This window comes from Mesonia sp. K4-1, from assembly GCF_008017825.1.
GTDB lineage: Bacteria > Bacteroidota > Bacteroidia > Flavobacteriales > Flavobacteriaceae > Mesonia.
This window is the reverse complement of the sequence record NZ_VRLS01000086.1, coordinates 1-16,406: the sequence shown is the minus strand read 5'-3', so window position 1 is coordinate 16,406 and position 16,406 is coordinate 1. Positions and strand designations below refer to the sequence as shown.

At 31.0% G+C, this 16,406-nt stretch carries 19 protein-coding genes; 13 read left to right on the top strand and 6 right to left on the bottom strand.

The window, feature by feature from the left end; genetic code table 11:
• Window positions 1-80 precede the first annotated feature (80 nt).
• Entirely contained in the window at window positions 81-887 is an 807-nt protein-coding gene (locus tag FT986_RS12370; RefSeq protein ID WP_147865319.1) for a 1-acyl-sn-glycerol-3-phosphate acyltransferase, read from the bottom strand.
• A gap of 47 nt (window positions 888-934) precedes the next feature.
• The gene (locus FT986_RS12365; RefSeq protein WP_147865318.1) at window positions 935-1,576 is read right to left on the bottom strand and encodes a CoA pyrophosphatase; all 642 of its coding nucleotides are present in this window, start codon (window positions 1,574-1,576) and stop codon (window positions 935-937) included.
• Between FT986_RS12365 and FT986_RS12360 the strand changes: the two genes are divergently transcribed.
• Window positions 1,570-2,319, top strand: coding sequence for a peptidylprolyl isomerase (locus tag FT986_RS12360; protein ID WP_147865317.1), 750 nt, complete (start codon window positions 1,570-1,572; stop codon window positions 2,317-2,319). The two genes, FT986_RS12365 and FT986_RS12360, sit on opposite strands and share 7 nt — an antisense overlap.
• On the opposite strand, the gene FT986_RS12355 is transcribed toward FT986_RS12360, so the two are convergent.
• Both FT986_RS12355 and FT986_RS12350 read right to left on the bottom strand, forming a co-directional pair.
• Window positions 2,303-2,932 carry a trimeric intracellular cation channel family protein gene (locus tag FT986_RS12355; protein WP_147865316.1) on the bottom strand — a complete coding sequence of 210 codons (630 nt, stop codon included), beginning with the start codon at window positions 2,930-2,932 and terminating at the stop codon, window positions 2,303-2,305. The two genes, FT986_RS12360 and FT986_RS12355, sit on opposite strands and share 17 nt — an antisense overlap.
• Entirely contained in the window at window positions 2,933-3,646 is a 714-nt protein-coding gene (locus tag FT986_RS12350) for an RDD family protein (protein ID WP_147865315.1), read from the bottom strand.
• A 36-nt stretch (window positions 3,647-3,682) separates the two neighbouring features.
• Between FT986_RS12350 and FT986_RS12345 the strand changes: the two genes are divergently transcribed.
• From FT986_RS12345 to FT986_RS12310, 8 genes are all read left to right on the top strand, one after another.
• Window positions 3,683-4,648, top strand: coding sequence for a stage II sporulation protein M (locus FT986_RS12345; RefSeq protein WP_111542078.1), 966 nt, complete (start codon window positions 3,683-3,685; stop codon window positions 4,646-4,648).
• Window positions 4,641-5,534 (top strand): hypothetical protein, encoded by an 894-nt coding sequence (locus FT986_RS12340; protein WP_147865314.1) that lies wholly within the window; start codon window positions 4,641-4,643, stop codon window positions 5,532-5,534. The genes FT986_RS12345 and FT986_RS12340 overlap by 8 nt, the downstream gene beginning before the upstream one ends.
• Before the next feature lie 4 nt (window positions 5,535-5,538).
• Entirely contained in the window at window positions 5,539-6,303 is a 765-nt protein-coding gene (locus tag FT986_RS12335; protein ID WP_147865313.1) for a DUF4129 domain-containing protein, read from the top strand.
• The gene (locus FT986_RS12330; RefSeq protein ID WP_147865312.1) at window positions 6,296-7,501 is read left to right on the top strand and encodes a DUF4350 domain-containing protein; all 1,206 of its coding nucleotides are present in this window, start codon (window positions 6,296-6,298) and stop codon (window positions 7,499-7,501) included. Before FT986_RS12335 ends, FT986_RS12330 begins: the two co-directional genes overlap by 8 nt.
• Before the next feature lie 7 nt (window positions 7,502-7,508).
• Entirely contained in the window at window positions 7,509-8,522 is a 1,014-nt protein-coding gene (locus FT986_RS12325) for a MoxR family ATPase (protein ID WP_147865311.1), read from the top strand.
• Between the two features lie 47 nt (window positions 8,523-8,569).
• Entirely contained in the window at window positions 8,570-9,856 is a 1,287-nt protein-coding gene (locus FT986_RS12320; RefSeq protein WP_147865310.1) for a DUF58 domain-containing protein, read from the top strand.
• 102 nt (window positions 9,857-9,958) lie between these two features.
• Window positions 9,959-10,369 (top strand): DUF2141 domain-containing protein, encoded by a 411-nt coding sequence (locus tag FT986_RS12315; RefSeq protein WP_147865309.1) that lies wholly within the window; start codon window positions 9,959-9,961, stop codon window positions 10,367-10,369.
• Between the two features lie 84 nt (window positions 10,370-10,453).
• Window positions 10,454-11,395 carry a hydrogen peroxide-inducible genes activator gene (locus FT986_RS12310; protein ID WP_147865308.1) on the top strand — a complete coding sequence of 314 codons (942 nt, stop codon included), beginning with the start codon at window positions 10,454-10,456 and terminating at the stop codon, window positions 11,393-11,395.
• A gap of 36 nt (window positions 11,396-11,431) precedes the next feature.
• Here the strand turns inward: FT986_RS12310 and FT986_RS12305 are convergent, their stop codons facing one another.
• The gene (locus FT986_RS12305; RefSeq protein ID WP_111542086.1) at window positions 11,432-11,629 is read right to left on the bottom strand and encodes a hypothetical protein; all 198 of its coding nucleotides are present in this window, start codon (window positions 11,627-11,629) and stop codon (window positions 11,432-11,434) included.
• Window positions 11,630-11,778: 149 nt separating this feature from the next.
• A complete protein-coding gene (locus FT986_RS12300) occupies window positions 11,779-12,234 on the bottom strand; it encodes a DUF4442 domain-containing protein (protein ID WP_147865307.1) in 456 nt (151 codons plus the stop codon).
• A gap of 132 nt (window positions 12,235-12,366) precedes the next feature.
• Here FT986_RS12300 and FT986_RS12295 point away from each other — a divergent pair, with 132 nt between their 5' ends.
• Genes FT986_RS12295 through FT986_RS12280 form a run of 4 tightly spaced genes read left to right on the top strand, consistent with a single transcriptional unit; the run spans window position 12,367 to window position 15,687 of the window.
• The gene (locus FT986_RS12295; RefSeq protein WP_147865306.1) at window positions 12,367-12,888 is read left to right on the top strand and encodes a DUF4870 domain-containing protein; all 522 of its coding nucleotides are present in this window, start codon (window positions 12,367-12,369) and stop codon (window positions 12,886-12,888) included.
• A complete protein-coding gene (locus FT986_RS12290) occupies window positions 12,885-13,229 on the top strand; it encodes a PadR family transcriptional regulator (protein WP_111542089.1) in 345 nt (114 codons plus the stop codon). Before FT986_RS12295 ends, FT986_RS12290 begins: the two co-directional genes overlap by 4 nt.
• On the top strand, window positions 13,222-14,949 hold the full coding sequence (locus tag FT986_RS12285) for a PspC domain-containing protein (protein WP_147865305.1): 1,728 nt from the start codon (window positions 13,222-13,224) through the stop codon (window positions 14,947-14,949). Before FT986_RS12290 ends, FT986_RS12285 begins: the two co-directional genes overlap by 8 nt.
• A gap of 9 nt (window positions 14,950-14,958) precedes the next feature.
• Complete coding sequence (locus tag FT986_RS12280) at window positions 14,959-15,687, top strand: head GIN domain-containing protein (protein ID WP_147865304.1); 729 nt, start codon at window positions 14,959-14,961, stop codon at window positions 15,685-15,687.
• Window positions 15,688-16,406 lie beyond the last annotated feature (719 nt).

Below are 16,406 nucleotides of genomic sequence, written 5' to 3'. Positions count from 1 at the left end.
GTTAGATTTTAACATTCTCCAACAATAACTACAAGCTTCTTGCCATAGTATAAAAATAATGTTAAAATTAGAAAATAATTTTACTCTTTATAACTCCATCTTCTTTGTTCGTTTAATTTTTCTTGTTCTAACAATACTTCTTTAGGAATCACTTTAACAAACGAAGGATGTTGTTCTATCGCCATTTCGATCTTTTCTATAATACTTTCTACAGAATCATTTTCATCAAATTTTAATGGCTCTTTAATTACCATAGACTGTAAAATTCCTTTCTTTTTTATTCTGATTCCTTTTTTATCAAAAGATCGCCTAAACCCGTCAATAACGATAGGTACCACTACAGGATTATATTTTTTTATAATATGTGAAGTTCCCTTTCTTATGGGTTTCCAAGGTTTAGTTGTCCCTTGAGGAAAAGTAATTACCCAACCATCTTTTAAAGCGGTTCCTATATTGGTAATATCGCTCATCTTCACTTGACGATTCACGTCTTTACCTTTTTCTCTCCAAGTTCTCTCAACAGTAATCGCTCCTGCATAAGAAACAATTCTAGCTAATAAACCTGCACGCATAGTTTCTCTTGCAGCAATATAATAGACGTTTAACTTAGGGTTCCATAAATACCCCACATTTTTTATAGAGTTAGTTCTTCCGCTAAGGCTCGCATTAAAAACGTGAAACATCGCTACAACATCTGCAAAGTAGGTTTGATGGTTAGATACAAAAAGTACGTTTTTATCGGGTAGATTTTTAATAATTTCAGATCCTTCAATTTGTAACGCATTAAATCCGCGGTAACGCCTATGCGTCATAGAACCTAAAATTCTAATAAGCCATTTTTTTACAAATAATATATGTCCGAAAGGATTTCTTTTGAATAATCCCATAGTAATTTTTCAATTTTACAAAGCGGCTAATATACAAAAACCGTTCCTTATATAAGGCTTTTTAAAATCATCTTTACTTCACTAAGCATCATAGCTGTGGCACCCCACACCACATGTTCATTTAAAAAAAATGCAGGTACATTTACATTTTTAGCGTAAGAAGTATTAAGTGTTTTTTCAATAAGGCTAGATTCATTTAAAAAGTCTTCTAGTTTTACTTCTACAATTTGCTCTACTTCTGTTTCTTGCCTTACAAAATTAGGAGTATGATTGGCTAATCCTATAAAAGGATGCACCCAAAAATTAGATGGCGGTATATATATCTTAGTTATCTTTTTTAAAATATTTATATTCTCTGGCTGTACTCCCACCTCTTCGTAGGTCTCTCTTATAGCGGTTTCTTCAAGATTGCTATCTGTTAACTCCACTCTTCCACCTGGAAAACCAATTTGGGCAGAATGAACTCCTTTATATGTTTTTCTAAGAATTAAAACAATATTAGTAATATCATCTTTGTCGGGATAAAATAAAGCTAAAACTGCTGCTTCACGCGGATTTGCTTTTTCAACATCTACCTCTCTTAGTTCTTTAGTTCTAAATTTAGGTAACATTTCCATGTGTGCTTTTTCTCCAAACAATTCAATTTTTTCTATTTTTGAAATAGATTTTTTAAACTCAGAAAATGTCATTTCGATACTCCTTTATATTTATCTTTATTTTATTAATTCATCTTAGTTGTGAAGATACTAAATCTGATTCAACAAAAATAGAGAAGCAGAAAATAGAAGCTCAAAAAGAGAAAGAAAGGAAAAGAGACAGTCTTTTAAATGCTGTTAAGATCCCAAAAGGAGGAAATAACTTATCGGTCAACTTAGATAGCATTGAAGCCATTCAGCAAGAACAACTTATTCCCTTTTTAACTCAATACGGTAAGGAAAACCCTGAAACTTTAATAGAGATATCTACCTCATTTGGAAACATTAGAGTTAAGCTTTATGAAAACACTCCTTTACACCGCGCTAATTTTATAAGGTTAGCTAAAATAGGGTATTTTGACACTTCATTTTTTCATCGCGTGGCTAATGATTTTGTAGTTCAGGGAGGAAATAGTGATCTACAAGAAACACATAAGATAAGACATAAAGTAGGTTCATACCTTATTCCAAATGAATTTAAAGCAAGTTACACTCATAAACGCGGAGCTTTTTCTGCAGCTAAGTACAGTGAACAAAACGTAAGTAAGGCTTCCTCTCCTTTTGAGTTTTTTATTGTACAAAGCAAACGTGGGGCTCATCACTTAGATAATGATCATACCGTTTTTGGAGAAGTGATTAGTGGTATGAATGTAGTTGATAAGATTGCCAAAGTAGAGGTTGACCAAAGTGAATGGCCTAAAAAAAATATAATGTTAGAAGTTAAGGTAATTCGCTAGTATCATCTTTTCCGTAAACGGAAGGAAGTCGGATATCAAAATATACGGCAAGTGATCTTACCAAAATCACTACTACTCCTGAGAGTGCAAAAACGAGCCCTTGACTTAGAGGAAATTCAGCTAGAAGAAAATAAGTAAATCCTCCTAAAATACATGCGGTTGCATAAATTTCTTTAGTTCTAAAAAGTAGAGGCACCTCATTACATAAAATATCTCTAAGAACCCCACCAAAACAGGCTGTCATGGTTCCAACTGCGATACAAATAATAGGGGAAAGTTCTGCTGCAATCCCTTTCTCAATCCCTAAAACTGTGTATAATCCTATACCTACGGTATCAAAAAGAAAAATTGAACGTCGAAGATATATGAGTTTTTTTCTAAAGATGATCGCAAAAATTGTGGTTCCCATAATCACATAGACGTAAGTAAGGTTGCGCATCCAAGCTACAGGAAAACCAATTAAAATATCTCTTAGTGTACCACCTCCAACAGCTGTTACAAAAGCAATAATTAAGATCCCAAAAACATCCATTCTTTTTTTCATAGAAGACAAAACTCCAGAAATAGAAAAGGCTATAGTTCCTAAAATATCGATAAATAACAAATAATCCATTTATTGCTGTGTGTAAAAATTATAATCTAAAATTATAGTATCTATAAAAGGAAATGGTTTTTCCTGTGGTGTTACCTGCATCAAGGCGGATGATTTTTCAGCTAAAGCTAAAATAACCGCATGATTTTGTTCTCTTTTCGCTTTTTGAAATATGTTTTTGATTTGCTGCATTTCTTCATCAGAGAAAACAGTTACTTGTGGATATTTAGGTTGGTATCCTTCAGGAATGTTAGCCAAGAGGGTGTGATGAATAGATATTTTTTGCTTTTCGGATATGACGGTAGTCGTGGCTGCAATATCTCCCAAACGTTGTCCCTTAGAATTAAATAAAAAAGTAAATATAGCAACCGCACCACTAGTAAAACTTATATCTACCATTCTTAATAACCAACGTATAGCATAATTAGAAAATGCAGCTTTAGAACCATCTAATTTCACTACACGAATACGCATAGAAGCTTTCCCTAAAGACTGTCCGTTATTAAAAGTTTCCATAAGAAGATGGTAGAGAAAAATGGGTAAACCAATAACCACCATATAAATCCACTCGTTTTCACTCCCCAATCCTAAACTTGAAGTGGTAATCCCTGTTAAAAGTGCATAAGCTATGATAATTAACAGATCGATTAAAAAAGCCAAAATTCTATCTCCTAAATTAGCGATATTTTGAGATATCTCTACATTTTGGGCGGTTTCAATTTGATAATTATCCATTTAATATGTTTCTTTGGTATTCTTTAATTTTCAATTATGCGCGAGGCTGCTTTTGTAAAGCAAAATAAGGACAAATGGCTAACATTTGAAAATGTTATTGATAATAATGCGAAAATTTCACCCGATGATCTTTCAGCTTTATATATTGAAGTGACAGATCATTTGAGTTATGCTCAGACTTTCTATCCTAAAAGTAAAACCTTATCGTACCTAAATTCTTTATCCGCGAAAGCGCATCAAAAAGTTTATAAAACCAAAAAAGAATCTAAAGGAAGAATCTTTTCTTTTTTCTTAAAAGAGTTTCCTCTACAATTTTATAAGCACCAAAAGCAGTTATTAATTAGTTTCTTGGTTTTTGGTTTATTTTGTATTGTAGGAGCATATTCGGCTGCTAATGAGCAAGCCTTTGTACGTTCTATTTTGGGAGATGCTTATGTAAATATGACCCTAGACAATATAGACAAAGGCGACCCTATGGCGGTTTATAAGCAAATGCAAGAAATGAATATGTTTTTAGGGATTACTATTAATAATATTCGGGTTGGATTAATGGCTTATGTGCTGGGCATATTTTTAGGTTTGGGTACTTTATACGTTTTAATGCAAAATGCGATTATGCTGGGATCTTTTCAATATTTCTTTTATGATAAAGGATTATTATGGGAATCGGTTAGAACCATTTGGATTCACGGAACCATAGAAATTTCGGTCATTATCGTTGCTGGTTGCGCAGGTCTTGTGGTTGGAAAAGGTTTACTTTTTCCTGGCACTTACACGCGACTTCAATCGTTTATTAATGGTGTTAAAGAGGGCTTAAAAATTGTGATTAGCACCGTGCCGTTTTTCATCGTCGCTGGTTTCTTAGAGGGTTTTGTAACCCGACAAACCCAAATGCCAGATTGGTTAGCCATATCTATTATTCTAATTTCGTTAGCTTTAATCGTTTACTATTATATTATTTACCCTATTCAACTTCATAAAAAAGAAATAAAGCATGTTTGATAAATACATTCAGTTTAAAAGAGAAAGAGAGATTGGAGAGATCTTAAGTGATACCTTTAAATTTATAAGAGAAAATATAAAGCCGCTTTTTAAAATATTAACCAAAACTGCGGGTGTACCTTTTATTATTTTGGTATTCGCGATTACTTACTATTCATACACTACAGGAAAACAAAGTTTTGATTTGATGAGTATACTAAATGACTCTCAACAAGTCTCTGATGGAATTTTAGACTTTTATTTCTCTATATTTTTAGGAGCTATTATCATGCTAATTGCTTCGGCGGTATTCTATGCTTTTTTAGTAAGCACTATACATTATGCCGTAAAATCTTACATGAAAAATGAAGGAACCATTCTTATAGAAGAAGTTAGCTTAGATGTAAAACAAAACTGGTTGAATTACTTAGGAATGAGCTTTATTATAGGAGTACTAACTTTTATAGGTATTATGCTTTGTTTCTTACCGGGTATATATATTGGAGTAGTACTTACACTTATGTATTCTATCTATGCCTTTAATAATTTGAGTATTGGAGAATCTTTTTCTTATAGCTTTCAACTTATAAAAAGCAATTGGTGGATGTCCTTTTTCGCTATGCTTATTACTTATATTCTAGTATATATTTTGAGTTTAATTTTTCAATTGCCCGCTATCATTTATATGTTTGTAAAAGGTTTTGCTATATCTCAAGAAGGTAGCTTAAGCGATCCTAGTTCCTTTTTTGATTGGGGTTATGTGATTTTAACAGCAGTTTCTAGTATTGGTCAATATTTATTTTATATCATTTTTATCGTAGCATGTATTTTTATTTATTTCAATTTAAATGAAAAGAAAAATCAGACAGGGACTTACGACGAGATTAATAGTTTAGGAAACCGATAAATTCATGCGTTCTCTTCTTCTCATTTTATTCTTTTATTATTTATCAGCTCCTGTGCTTCAAGCTCAAACGCTGGTAGAGAATGATTCTATTGCAAAAATTCAATATGATCAACGAGAGGATATAAAACCTCTCCATTTTGATGAAGATACTTTAGAAGAATACAAACAACTAGATGAGTTTGATTATGTAGAAGAAGAAAAGGCTGAAAGCTGGTGGACTAAACTAAAACGATGGTTTTTCAATATTCTCGATAGTATTTGGGATTTTCTTTTTGGGGATATTAAAGCAACAGGTTTCTTAGGTTTTTTATTCCAAACTATTCCATACCTAATTATTGGCGGTATTATTGCTTTAATCGTTTGGCTTTTTATAAAGTTAAATCCTGGAAAAGGTTTAGGTTCTAAAAATAACGAACAAGAAGTTTACCTATCGGAAGAGCAAGAAATTATTGAAAACAAAGACATTGAAGCTCTAATTAGAGAGGCAATTGCGTTGGGTGATTTAAGGTTAGCCATTAGATATTACTACCTTCTTATTTTACGAGAGCTAAAAAACAAGAATCTTATTAACTACGAACAAGAAAAAACGAATGAAGATTACTTAAAAGAAATTCAAGAAATTAAAATCAATAAGCCTTTTCAAGAATTAACGCATTTGTATGATTTCGTTTGGTACGGAAATTTTACCATCAATCCGCAACAATACAAAACTGCCGAAGAGGATTTTTTAGCGCTAAAGAAACACATTAACACCCGTTCTTATGAGTAAGCGTTATAAAATTTTATTGGTTATTCTAATCGCTCTTTTAGGAACTCTAGTTTTTCTTGAAGCGAATCAAAAAGATCCTGTTAATTGGTATCCTTCTTATTCTAATAAAGACAAAATTCCTTTAGGGACTTACGCTTTCTTTAATGAATTAAAAAAACAAGCTCCACAAATAGAAGAGGTTAATGTACCTCCTTTTGAGTTTTTAAAATACGGAGATATTAAACCAGGAGCATATTTCTTTATCGGGAATTTTCTTATGTTTGATAAAGCTGAAGCGGAACAATTACTAGCATGGGTTAATAAAGGAAATACACTTTTTTTATCCAGCAATAATTTTAGCACCACTCTTTTAGACACTCTTAAGTTGAGTCAAAAAAGTAGGGTTAGAAAAAATGGTCTTGAGAACCTTCCCCAGTATCAACTCGTCAACCCCAAATTAAAATTAGATTCTTGGCATACGTTTCGGAAAGACAAAGAAATTATTCATTTTAATGAAATTGATACGCTTAATCAACAGGTTTTAGGCTTGGTTCAAATCAAAGATGAAGATCTAGAAAAAACGGAAGAATCTATTAATTTTATTGAAGCACCTTTCGGCCAAGGAAAAATATATATTCATTCTTCTCCAGAAGTTTTCAGTAATTTTTTCTTACTTTCTAGTGAAAAACAATACGCGTACACACAAAATGCGATCTCCTATGTAGATTTAAATGAAGATAATTTTTATTGGGACAATCATTATTCAGGCGGAAAAACTATTAACACGTCTCCCCTTTATATTTTACTGAACAATAAATATTTAAAATGGGCATATTATTTCATTCTTATAGGTGCGGTATTATTTGTGTTCTTTGAAGGAAAAAGAAAACAGCAAAGCATCCCCGTAAGAAATCCTTTAAAAAATAAAACATATGAATACACGCAAACCATTGCAGGGATGTATTTAGAAAGGAAAGATCATACAGGAATTGCTCATAAAATGATCGATCAATTTTATCATGAGCTAAGGCTTAAATATCATATTAACACTCAAAACAGTAATTCCAATTTAATTAATGATATTGCTAACAAAACAAATCACTCTACAGAAGAAGTAAAAGAGCTTATTGATTTTTTACAACTTCAGCAGCATAATAAAATGATTTCTAAAGAGGAATTGAAAAAAATCAATAAACGAATTACCAACTTCAAACACTAATATTTGAATGGACCACGAAGCTACATCACCAGAAAATAATCAGGAGCAATCTATCAATTTTGATAGTAGATTGAATTTAGAAGAGTTAAAACAAGCGGTTGAAAGCCTTAAAGCACAATTGGCAAAAGTAATTATTGGTCAAGAAGACTTTATAGAGTTATTAATCGTCGGTCTTTTGGCAGAAGGTCACGTTTTGATTGAAGGTGTTCCTGGTATTGCAAAAACCATTACCGCAAAGCTTTTTGCTAAATCGATTAAAACCAACTTTAACAGAATTCAATTTACGCCAGATTTAATGCCCAGCGATGTTTTGGGGACATCAATATTAAATTCGGCTAGTTCTAATTTTGAGTTTAAACCCGGACCCATATTTTCTAACATTGTATTGATAGATGAGATTAACCGTGCCCCAGCAAAAACCCAAGCGGCACTTTTTGAAGTGATGGAAGAACGTCAAGTGACCATGGATGGGAAAGAGTATAAAATGGATCCTCCTTTTATGGTTTTGGCCACTCAAAACCCTGTTGAACAAGAAGGAACTTACGCTTTGCCAGAAGCTCAGCTGGATCGATTTATATTCAAAATTAAGGTTGAATACCCTAGTCTAGAGCAGGAAGTACAAATCTTACAATCGCATCATCAGCGAAAGGATAAAAAACCTTTAGATATGATAGAAGCGGTGCTTACACCAAGTTTACTAAATACTTTTAGGTCTCAGGTTAATGAAATTATCATTGAAGAGAAAATCATTAATTACATTGCAGAGATTGTAAGTAGAACCAGAAATCATTCTCATCTATTTTTAGGAGCTTCACCAAGAGCTTCTATAGCTATTATGAATGCTTCTAAAGCTTATGCCGCTATTTACGGAAGAGATTTCGTGATTCCTGAAGATGTAAAAAAAGTTTTAAATCCTGTTTTAAGACATCGTATTATTCTATCTCCAGAACGAGAAATGGAAGGAATGACTACCGAAAACGTGGTTGAAATGATTACCAAATCTATTGAAATTCCTAGATAAGCGTGATTCAATTTTTTAAATCTTTATATTTCAATACACGCTTTTTCATGATTATTTGTGTCTTTGCTGTACTATTTTTAGTTAGTTATTGGTACACACCCATTTATGCTTATATCTGGCTACTGGCTTTAGGGTTTTTATTGTTAACCTTGGCGGATATTATTCTACTCTTTAAAGAAAATAGCTTAGAAGCCGAACGTGTGTTACCTGAAAAATTCTCGAATAGTGATCTTAATTCAGTAGAAATAAAGCTTAAAAATAATTATTCCGTTAAGCTAAAAGTAGAGATTATAGATGAGATTCCTGTTCAGTTTCAAAAACGAGATTTTTTGAAAACTGTACATATTCCTTCTCATAAAAAAATGAAAACTTCTTATGGTTTAAGACCTGTAGAACGGGGTAAGTATATATTTGGAAATTTAAATTGTTACGTGTCTTCACCCATTCAATTAATAAAAAAAAGATATACTTTCAACAAGAACCAGATGGTAAAAGTATTTCCTTCTTTTATACAGATGAAGAAATATGATTTCTTAGCGATAGATAATCGAATTTCTCAAATTGGTTTAAAAAAAATACGCCGTATTGGGCATACAATGGAATTTGAACAGATTAAAGAATACGTTCAAGGCGATGATATAAGAACCATTAATTGGAAGGCGACTGCAAAGCATCGAGATATTATGGTGAACCAATATCAAGATGAAAAATCTCAACCCATTTATTCTATTATTGATACGAGTAGAGTAATGAAAATGCCTTTTAATGAGCTTAAATTGATAGACTATGCCATCAACAGTACCTTAGCTTTTTCTAATATTGCATTAAAGAAAAAAGACAAAGTGGGGATGCTAAGTTTTTCGCATAAAATTGGAAACTACTTGCCAGCGAATAGCAAAATGACTCAGCTACAGCTTATATTAAATCAATTATATAACGTAGATACTAAGTTTTTAGATAGTGATTTTGGCTTGTTATACGCACATTTAAAAAGAAAAGTAACGCAGCGAAGTTTATTAATGCTGTATACGAATTTTGAACATATTTCTTCTTTACAAAGACAGTTACCTTATTTAAAAGCGATTTCTAAAAAACACGTTTTGGTAGTCATTTTCTTTAAAAATACAGAACTAGAAAAGTTTACAGAAGAAAACCCTGAAAACTTAGCCACAATTTATGAGCAAACCATTGCGACTCAGTTTAAGAATGACAAATATTATATGGCTAAAGAGTTAGAAAAACATGGAATACAAACCATTTTAACTGCTCCTAAAGATTTATCTATTAATACGATAAATAAGTATTTAGAAATAAAAGCTAGGGGAATTTTATAATATTCAACAATTCATCCTTTACATTTTACAATTGGGTAAGTAAGATTATTTTAGGGATTAAAGTATGCTTTACTTTAAGGTATAATTCAAATCTTATATCTTATGAAAACTTTATTTTTACTTTTTATTATGGCAGTTTCTCAACAAATAACTGCACAAGACACCGCTACCGTAACGGTAATTATTGAAAATATTGCAAATGATGAAGGAGAGATTCTTTTAGGCATGTCTACGCAAGAAAAATTTATGAAAGCGCAACCTAATTACTCAGCAAACGCTAAAATTGAAAACGGAAAAGCCATTATTACTTTTAATGAAGTGCCTTATGGATGGTATGCTATTTCCTGCTTTCAAGACAAGAATGGTAATAAGAAAATGGACTTTGAAAACAATGGAATGCCAAAGGAGGATTATGGTGTTTCGAATAACCCTATGTTAATGGGTCCACCAACTTGGGAAGACGCCAAATTTGAAGTCAATGCAAAAACTAAAGAAATTGTTATCAGGTTTTAAGCATCGATAAATCTTATATTTTTAGAAAACATTAATAAATTTATTTGATAGTATAAGTATCTTTACATTGTAAATACTTATCTCATGACTATTACTCAATTACACTATGTTTTGGCTGTAGCCGAATATCAAAATTTTACGAAAGCAGCACAAAAGGTGTTTGTTACTCAACCTACTTTGAGTATGCAAATTCAAAAACTCGAAGAAGAATTAGACATTCAAATATTTGATAGATCTAAAAAACCTATTGAGTTAACCGAAGTAGGAAAAAAGATTGTTTATCAGGCTAAAAATATTGTAAATGAGAGTGATCGCATTAAAGACATTGTAGATCAACAAAAAGGATTTATTGGTGGTGAATTTAGGTTGGGTATTATTCCTACTGTCATGCCTACCCTATTACCTATGTTCTTAAAGAGTTTTACTAAAAAATATCCAAAAGTAAAGCTTAAAATAGAAGAGCTACATACTGAAGCGATAATAGAAAAATTAAAAGATGGACATTTAGATGCTGCCATTGCTGCTACTCCTTTGGAACAGGAAAATATTAAAGAATGGACGCTGTATTACGAACCTTTTGTTGCTTATATACCCTCTAATCATCAATTGTATACAAAGCAAAAATTAACAACTGAAGATCTAAATATTGATGATATATTACTTTTAGAAGACGGACACTGTTTTAAGGAAGGCATTTTAAATCTTTGCAAAACAAAGAAGAACTATGAAGAAAGTTCTTTTCAATTAGAAAGCGGAAGTTTTGAAACGCTTATCAAACTTTCTAATGAAGGTATGGGTATGACTTTATTACCATATTTACACACCTTAGAGCTAAATGATAAAGAGAAAGGTAATTTAAAAATGTTTGAAGAACCTGTACCTGCAAGATCGGTAAGTCTCATTTATCACAAAAGTGAATTAAAAATTCAAATTATCGAGGCACTTCAACAAATAATAGCTGGTATTATAAAAGGTGCTATTGCATTTCAAAATGTAAAAATTATTAGTCCTATAAACAGAAATTAAAAAAAGCGACGTTAGTAAAAGCGTCGCTTTTTTTTTTTAAGCTTTTAGATATATTAATGAATCTTTTAAAGTAGGGTTTTGATTTACAAGTAGTAAAATATAATCTCTCAATTCTTCTACCTCATGAGGTAATAATCGATCAACCGCTTTTTCAACTTCTTTGCAAAACAAAACAACATCAAAACTCACTTTTTGTAAGATCGTTTTAGTGTATTCAAACATTGCTCTAGACATAATTCGAACAGTTTAAGTTAGTTAAAGTAGTTTTCTTGAATAGGCGATAAATTTGAATTAAAAACACTTGAATTTAGTAATTTTTCTGCAAATAAATCTTAAAATAAGTTAAAATTTATAACTATTTAACACCTTACCTTAACAATAATTTAAGATTTAGCCTTTATTGTCCATTCAAATTCTGATATGGATACCGTTTCATTATTTTCATTCACTCCTATAGATTTCATCCAGCAGGTTTGAGGCTCATTAGTATTTATAGCATTTTCAATAGCACTTTTAATTTTATTTCCGTCAAGGCAAGTAAACGTAATTTTACCTATAGCTTTTTTGGTAAACTCTGCTTTATTTCTAGCCACTAACATAGAGATAGGTCTATCTTGTTTTTTAATATGGCTCATAACTAAAGCTCCTGTACTCAATTCGGCAGCCATCATCTGTACTGCAAAGTACATCGATTTGAAAGGGTTTTGATTAATCCATTTATATTTTACGCTGGTAGAACAACGTTCTTCATCAATACTTTTAAGTTTTACTCCACTCCACCACGCAGCTGGTAATTTAAAAAAAGTAAACCAATTGATTTTATTAGGTGTAAGCATAATTTTTTAAGGTAAGTTATTCATTTTTTTTAAGTAAAATAAATCTACTTTAAAAAATTAATTGTTAAATTTTAGTACTTTGTATTGCATAATACCTTTTTAAAACCATATATTTGTATAATAAAATAATATCTTATGCAATCTAGAGAAAATAAAACTTGGTATACGCTATCTCATGCAGGTACTTTTAGCAAATATTTTTTTCCTTTTGGAAATTTTTTAGTTCCTCTGTGTATTTTAATGATTAAAAAGCCAGAACCATTTATTGAAGATCACAGCAAGCAGGCACTTAACTTTCAGTTAAATATATTTTTATATTACGCTATTTGGATTGGAGTGAGTTTACTCGCTGGTTTAATTTTAGGTCTTAATTTTGGAACAATAAATGAATTTTACATTTCTGAAGGAAATTTAACCATTTCAAATACTAAAGATTTTGCTATAACCCCTTATCTTATTTTTATCGCTATAGTTGCGATTGTAGGAATAGGCATATTTATACTAGATACCTTTGCTGTAATCCAAGCAAGTATAAGTGCTAGTGAAGGAAAAAAGTTTAAATACCCACTTACAATACCCATACTTACAAAAGAATCATTCATCAAATCATCATCAAAAAATGAACAGTTTAATACCACTCAAAATGAAAGCCTATGAAAATTGAAAACACTAAGGCGCAAATGCGCAAAGGCGTATTAGAGTATTGTATACTCTCTATACTTCGTGACAATGACGCATATGTTGCTGAAATATTAGATACCTTAAAAGATGCCAAGTTACTTGTTGTAGAAGGAACAATTTACCCTCTTTTGACCCGACTTAAAAATGCTGGCTTATTAAGTTACAGATGGGAAGAATCTACAAGTGGACCGCCTAGAAAATATTACGGATTAACAGAAACAGGCCAACTTTTCCTTACCGAACTTTCAACCACTTGGGACAACCTTCAAAATGCTGTTACCATAGTTACCAATCAAAAAAACAACACTCATGAATAAAACCGTTAATATCAACCTAGCAGGAGTTTTCTTCCATATAGATGAGAATGCATTTTTAAAATTAAATGATTACTTAAATGCAATAAAAAAATCTTTTACAGATGCTCAAGGAAGAGACGAAATTATTCAAGACATCGAAGCTCGTATTGCTGAATTGTTTTCTGAAAAAATGAAAACCGACAAGCAGGTAGTTAGCATTGTCGAGGTCGAAGCTGTTATAGAAATCATGGGACAACCTGAAGACTATATGGTAGACGATGATATTTTTGAAGATCAAGAGCCTAAAAATAGTTATTCAACTTACCAAAAATCTAAAAAATTATATAGAGACAAAGATCACAGTTATATAGCGGGTGTTAGTTCTGGATTGGGTCATTATTTTCATATCGATACCATTTGGGTAAGGGTTTTATTTGTGCTACTTACCATTCTTTCTTCTGGAGGGTTTGCAATCGTATATTTAATATTCTGGATTTTAGTACCTGAAGCAATCACTACTTCAGAAAAATTAGAGATGAAAGGAGAACCAATAAATATTAGCAATATAGAAAAAAAAGTAAAGGAAGGTTTTGACACCGTTTCTGATAAAATTAAAGATGTAGACTACAAAAAGTACACCGCTAAAGCTAATAGAGGAGGTTCAGAGTTTTTCAAATCACTTGGTAATTTAATCTTATCATTCATAAAAATTATTGGGAAATTTATTGGAATACTTATTATTCTATTTGCTGGATTGGGCTTAATAACTCTCATATTCACGATTCTAAGTATTAGTACATTTGGTATTTTTGACGCTCCCTGGATGGATTATGTAGATATGGTAGATATTGGTGTTCCCATTTGGTTAGCTAGTATAATCATCTTTTTTAGCGCAGCAATTCCCTTATTCTTTATCTTCTTGTTAGGATTAAAAATTGTTGTAAGTAATTTAAAATCTATAGGTACTCCAGCAAAATTAACTTTATTAGGTGTCTGGTTACTATCTATCTTTGTTATTGCATTTTTAGGAATTAGACAAGCCACACACAGAGCATTCGAAGAAGATATAGTACTTAAAGAGAATTTACCTATACGTACAAATGATACTTTATTCGTTAAAATGAGGGATAACGAATGGATGCATACTTCATTAGAAAGAGACGATGATGTACAAATTAAATATAATGAGAATAATGAAAAAATAATTTTTTCTAAAGATATTCGACTAATTGTCAAATCTACTACAGACACTCTAGCAAGATTAGAAATAATGAAGTCAGCTGAAGGTCAGGACTATGTACAAGCTAGACAAAGAGCTAACCAGATTATGTTTAACTCAGAATTTAAAAACAATACTCTTTACCTTGACGGATTTTTTATTACAGCTTTTAAAAATAAATATTTCGATCAAGAAATTGAAATAACATTATATCTGCCTGAGGGAGCTATTCTTTTTGCTCATGAGAATACTCATAGTTATCACCGAAACTATTCTTGGTATGAAGATATTTTAGAAAATGGGCAAGAGGGAAAATATTTACTTATAGCAAAAAATAAAATAATTTGTTCTAGTTGTCCGGAAAATGAAAATGATACTGAGCAGGAAAACGATATATATTTTGACAGTAAAGAAGAAATAGAAGTTTTCTCTGACGATGATAATAAAGAAGAGTGGTATAACGATGTAGATAAAACTAATGATAAGATATTAGATTCATTAAATCAAAATAATAACCAATAACAAAATACTATGCTAACCTTGACTAAAATATTTATAAGCACTGTGATTTCTTTCTTTTTTCTATCGTGTAATGTTAACATTAACAATGGAATTGATGGTAAAGGAGAAATATTAACTGAAGAGATTGTATTAACCGATAATTTTGAAAAATTATCGGTTTCTAAAGGATGGAAAGTAGAATTAATTAAGGCTGAAGAAAATAAAATATATATTTCTGCAAGCAAAAACTTAATACCTTTATTTAAGTACACTTTAGCTGAAAATCATTTGCAAATTGATTCTAAGAAGAAAATTAATAATCTCCAAGAAAGTGTAATTAGAGTTTATCATACAAAGCCTTTAATTTATTATTCAACTCAAAGCGGTAGTCAATTGATAAGTAAAGGAAAAGTTATTGGGGAAAATATTACGATAAACACTAGTAGTGGATCTAATTTGGAATTAAATATTAAATCTAAAAATACTAATATTTCATGTTCAAGCGGCTCTTTAATTATTTTAAAAGGAACTTCCATCAATTTAGAGGCAAATGCAAGTAGTGGGTCTAGTTTGGAAGCTGAAAATCTAAGCGTAAAAAACGCAGACCTTGTTGTTAGCTCTGGAGCGAATATTGAAATTGACGTAAAGAAATCTATAGAAGCTAAAGCATCTTCTGGGGGGTCAATAACTTATAGAGGAAACCCTAGTAATAAAAAAATAAAGAAATCAATATCTGGGGGAGAAATTAGTAAAAGGTAAGAAAATATTTTTTTATAAATCAAAGATGCTTTTATACAAGCATCTTTTTTTTGGGGTTAAAGTTATTATTGACAGCAGCACAAATGAAGTATTGTATTAGAGTCTATATGATTCTGTAAATTTTAATTGATGCTTGTCACGGTATGATTGTTCTATCTTATAATCCCATACCATTGATTTAAGGAGCTTATTATTGAGTATTTTAAACCACTTTTTTAATCTATAAAGCCTGTTAGCAAAATATTGTTTTGTCTAAATATACTAACTTCTAAGCCTTAATCTGAGATTCTAAAATGATTAGACGCTAACCTTTCAGTTATTATATTTTAAACATAAGAACTTTCAAAATCTAATAGATTTAAATAGACAATACAATAAAGATTTATTTCCAATATATATACTGTAATACGTTTCAGAATCTTATTTATATAATAATCAGAGATCAAACAATAAAATTATATATAGAAATGCTCTTATCTATTTCTTATATAAATTCATTACTAAGATATTATAGATCTGAAGAGTAAATTTATTCTATTTCTTTTAGAATAAATCATAAGAATAAGATTTAATTCACTTTTAAAAAAAGGATAAAAAAAAACCCTTCACTTGTATCAAGTGAAGGGTTTATAAACTTACCATTTGGTAAGTAAAAAAGGCGGCGACATACTCTCCCACAATTAGCAGTACCATCTGCGCTAACGGGCTTAACTTCTCTG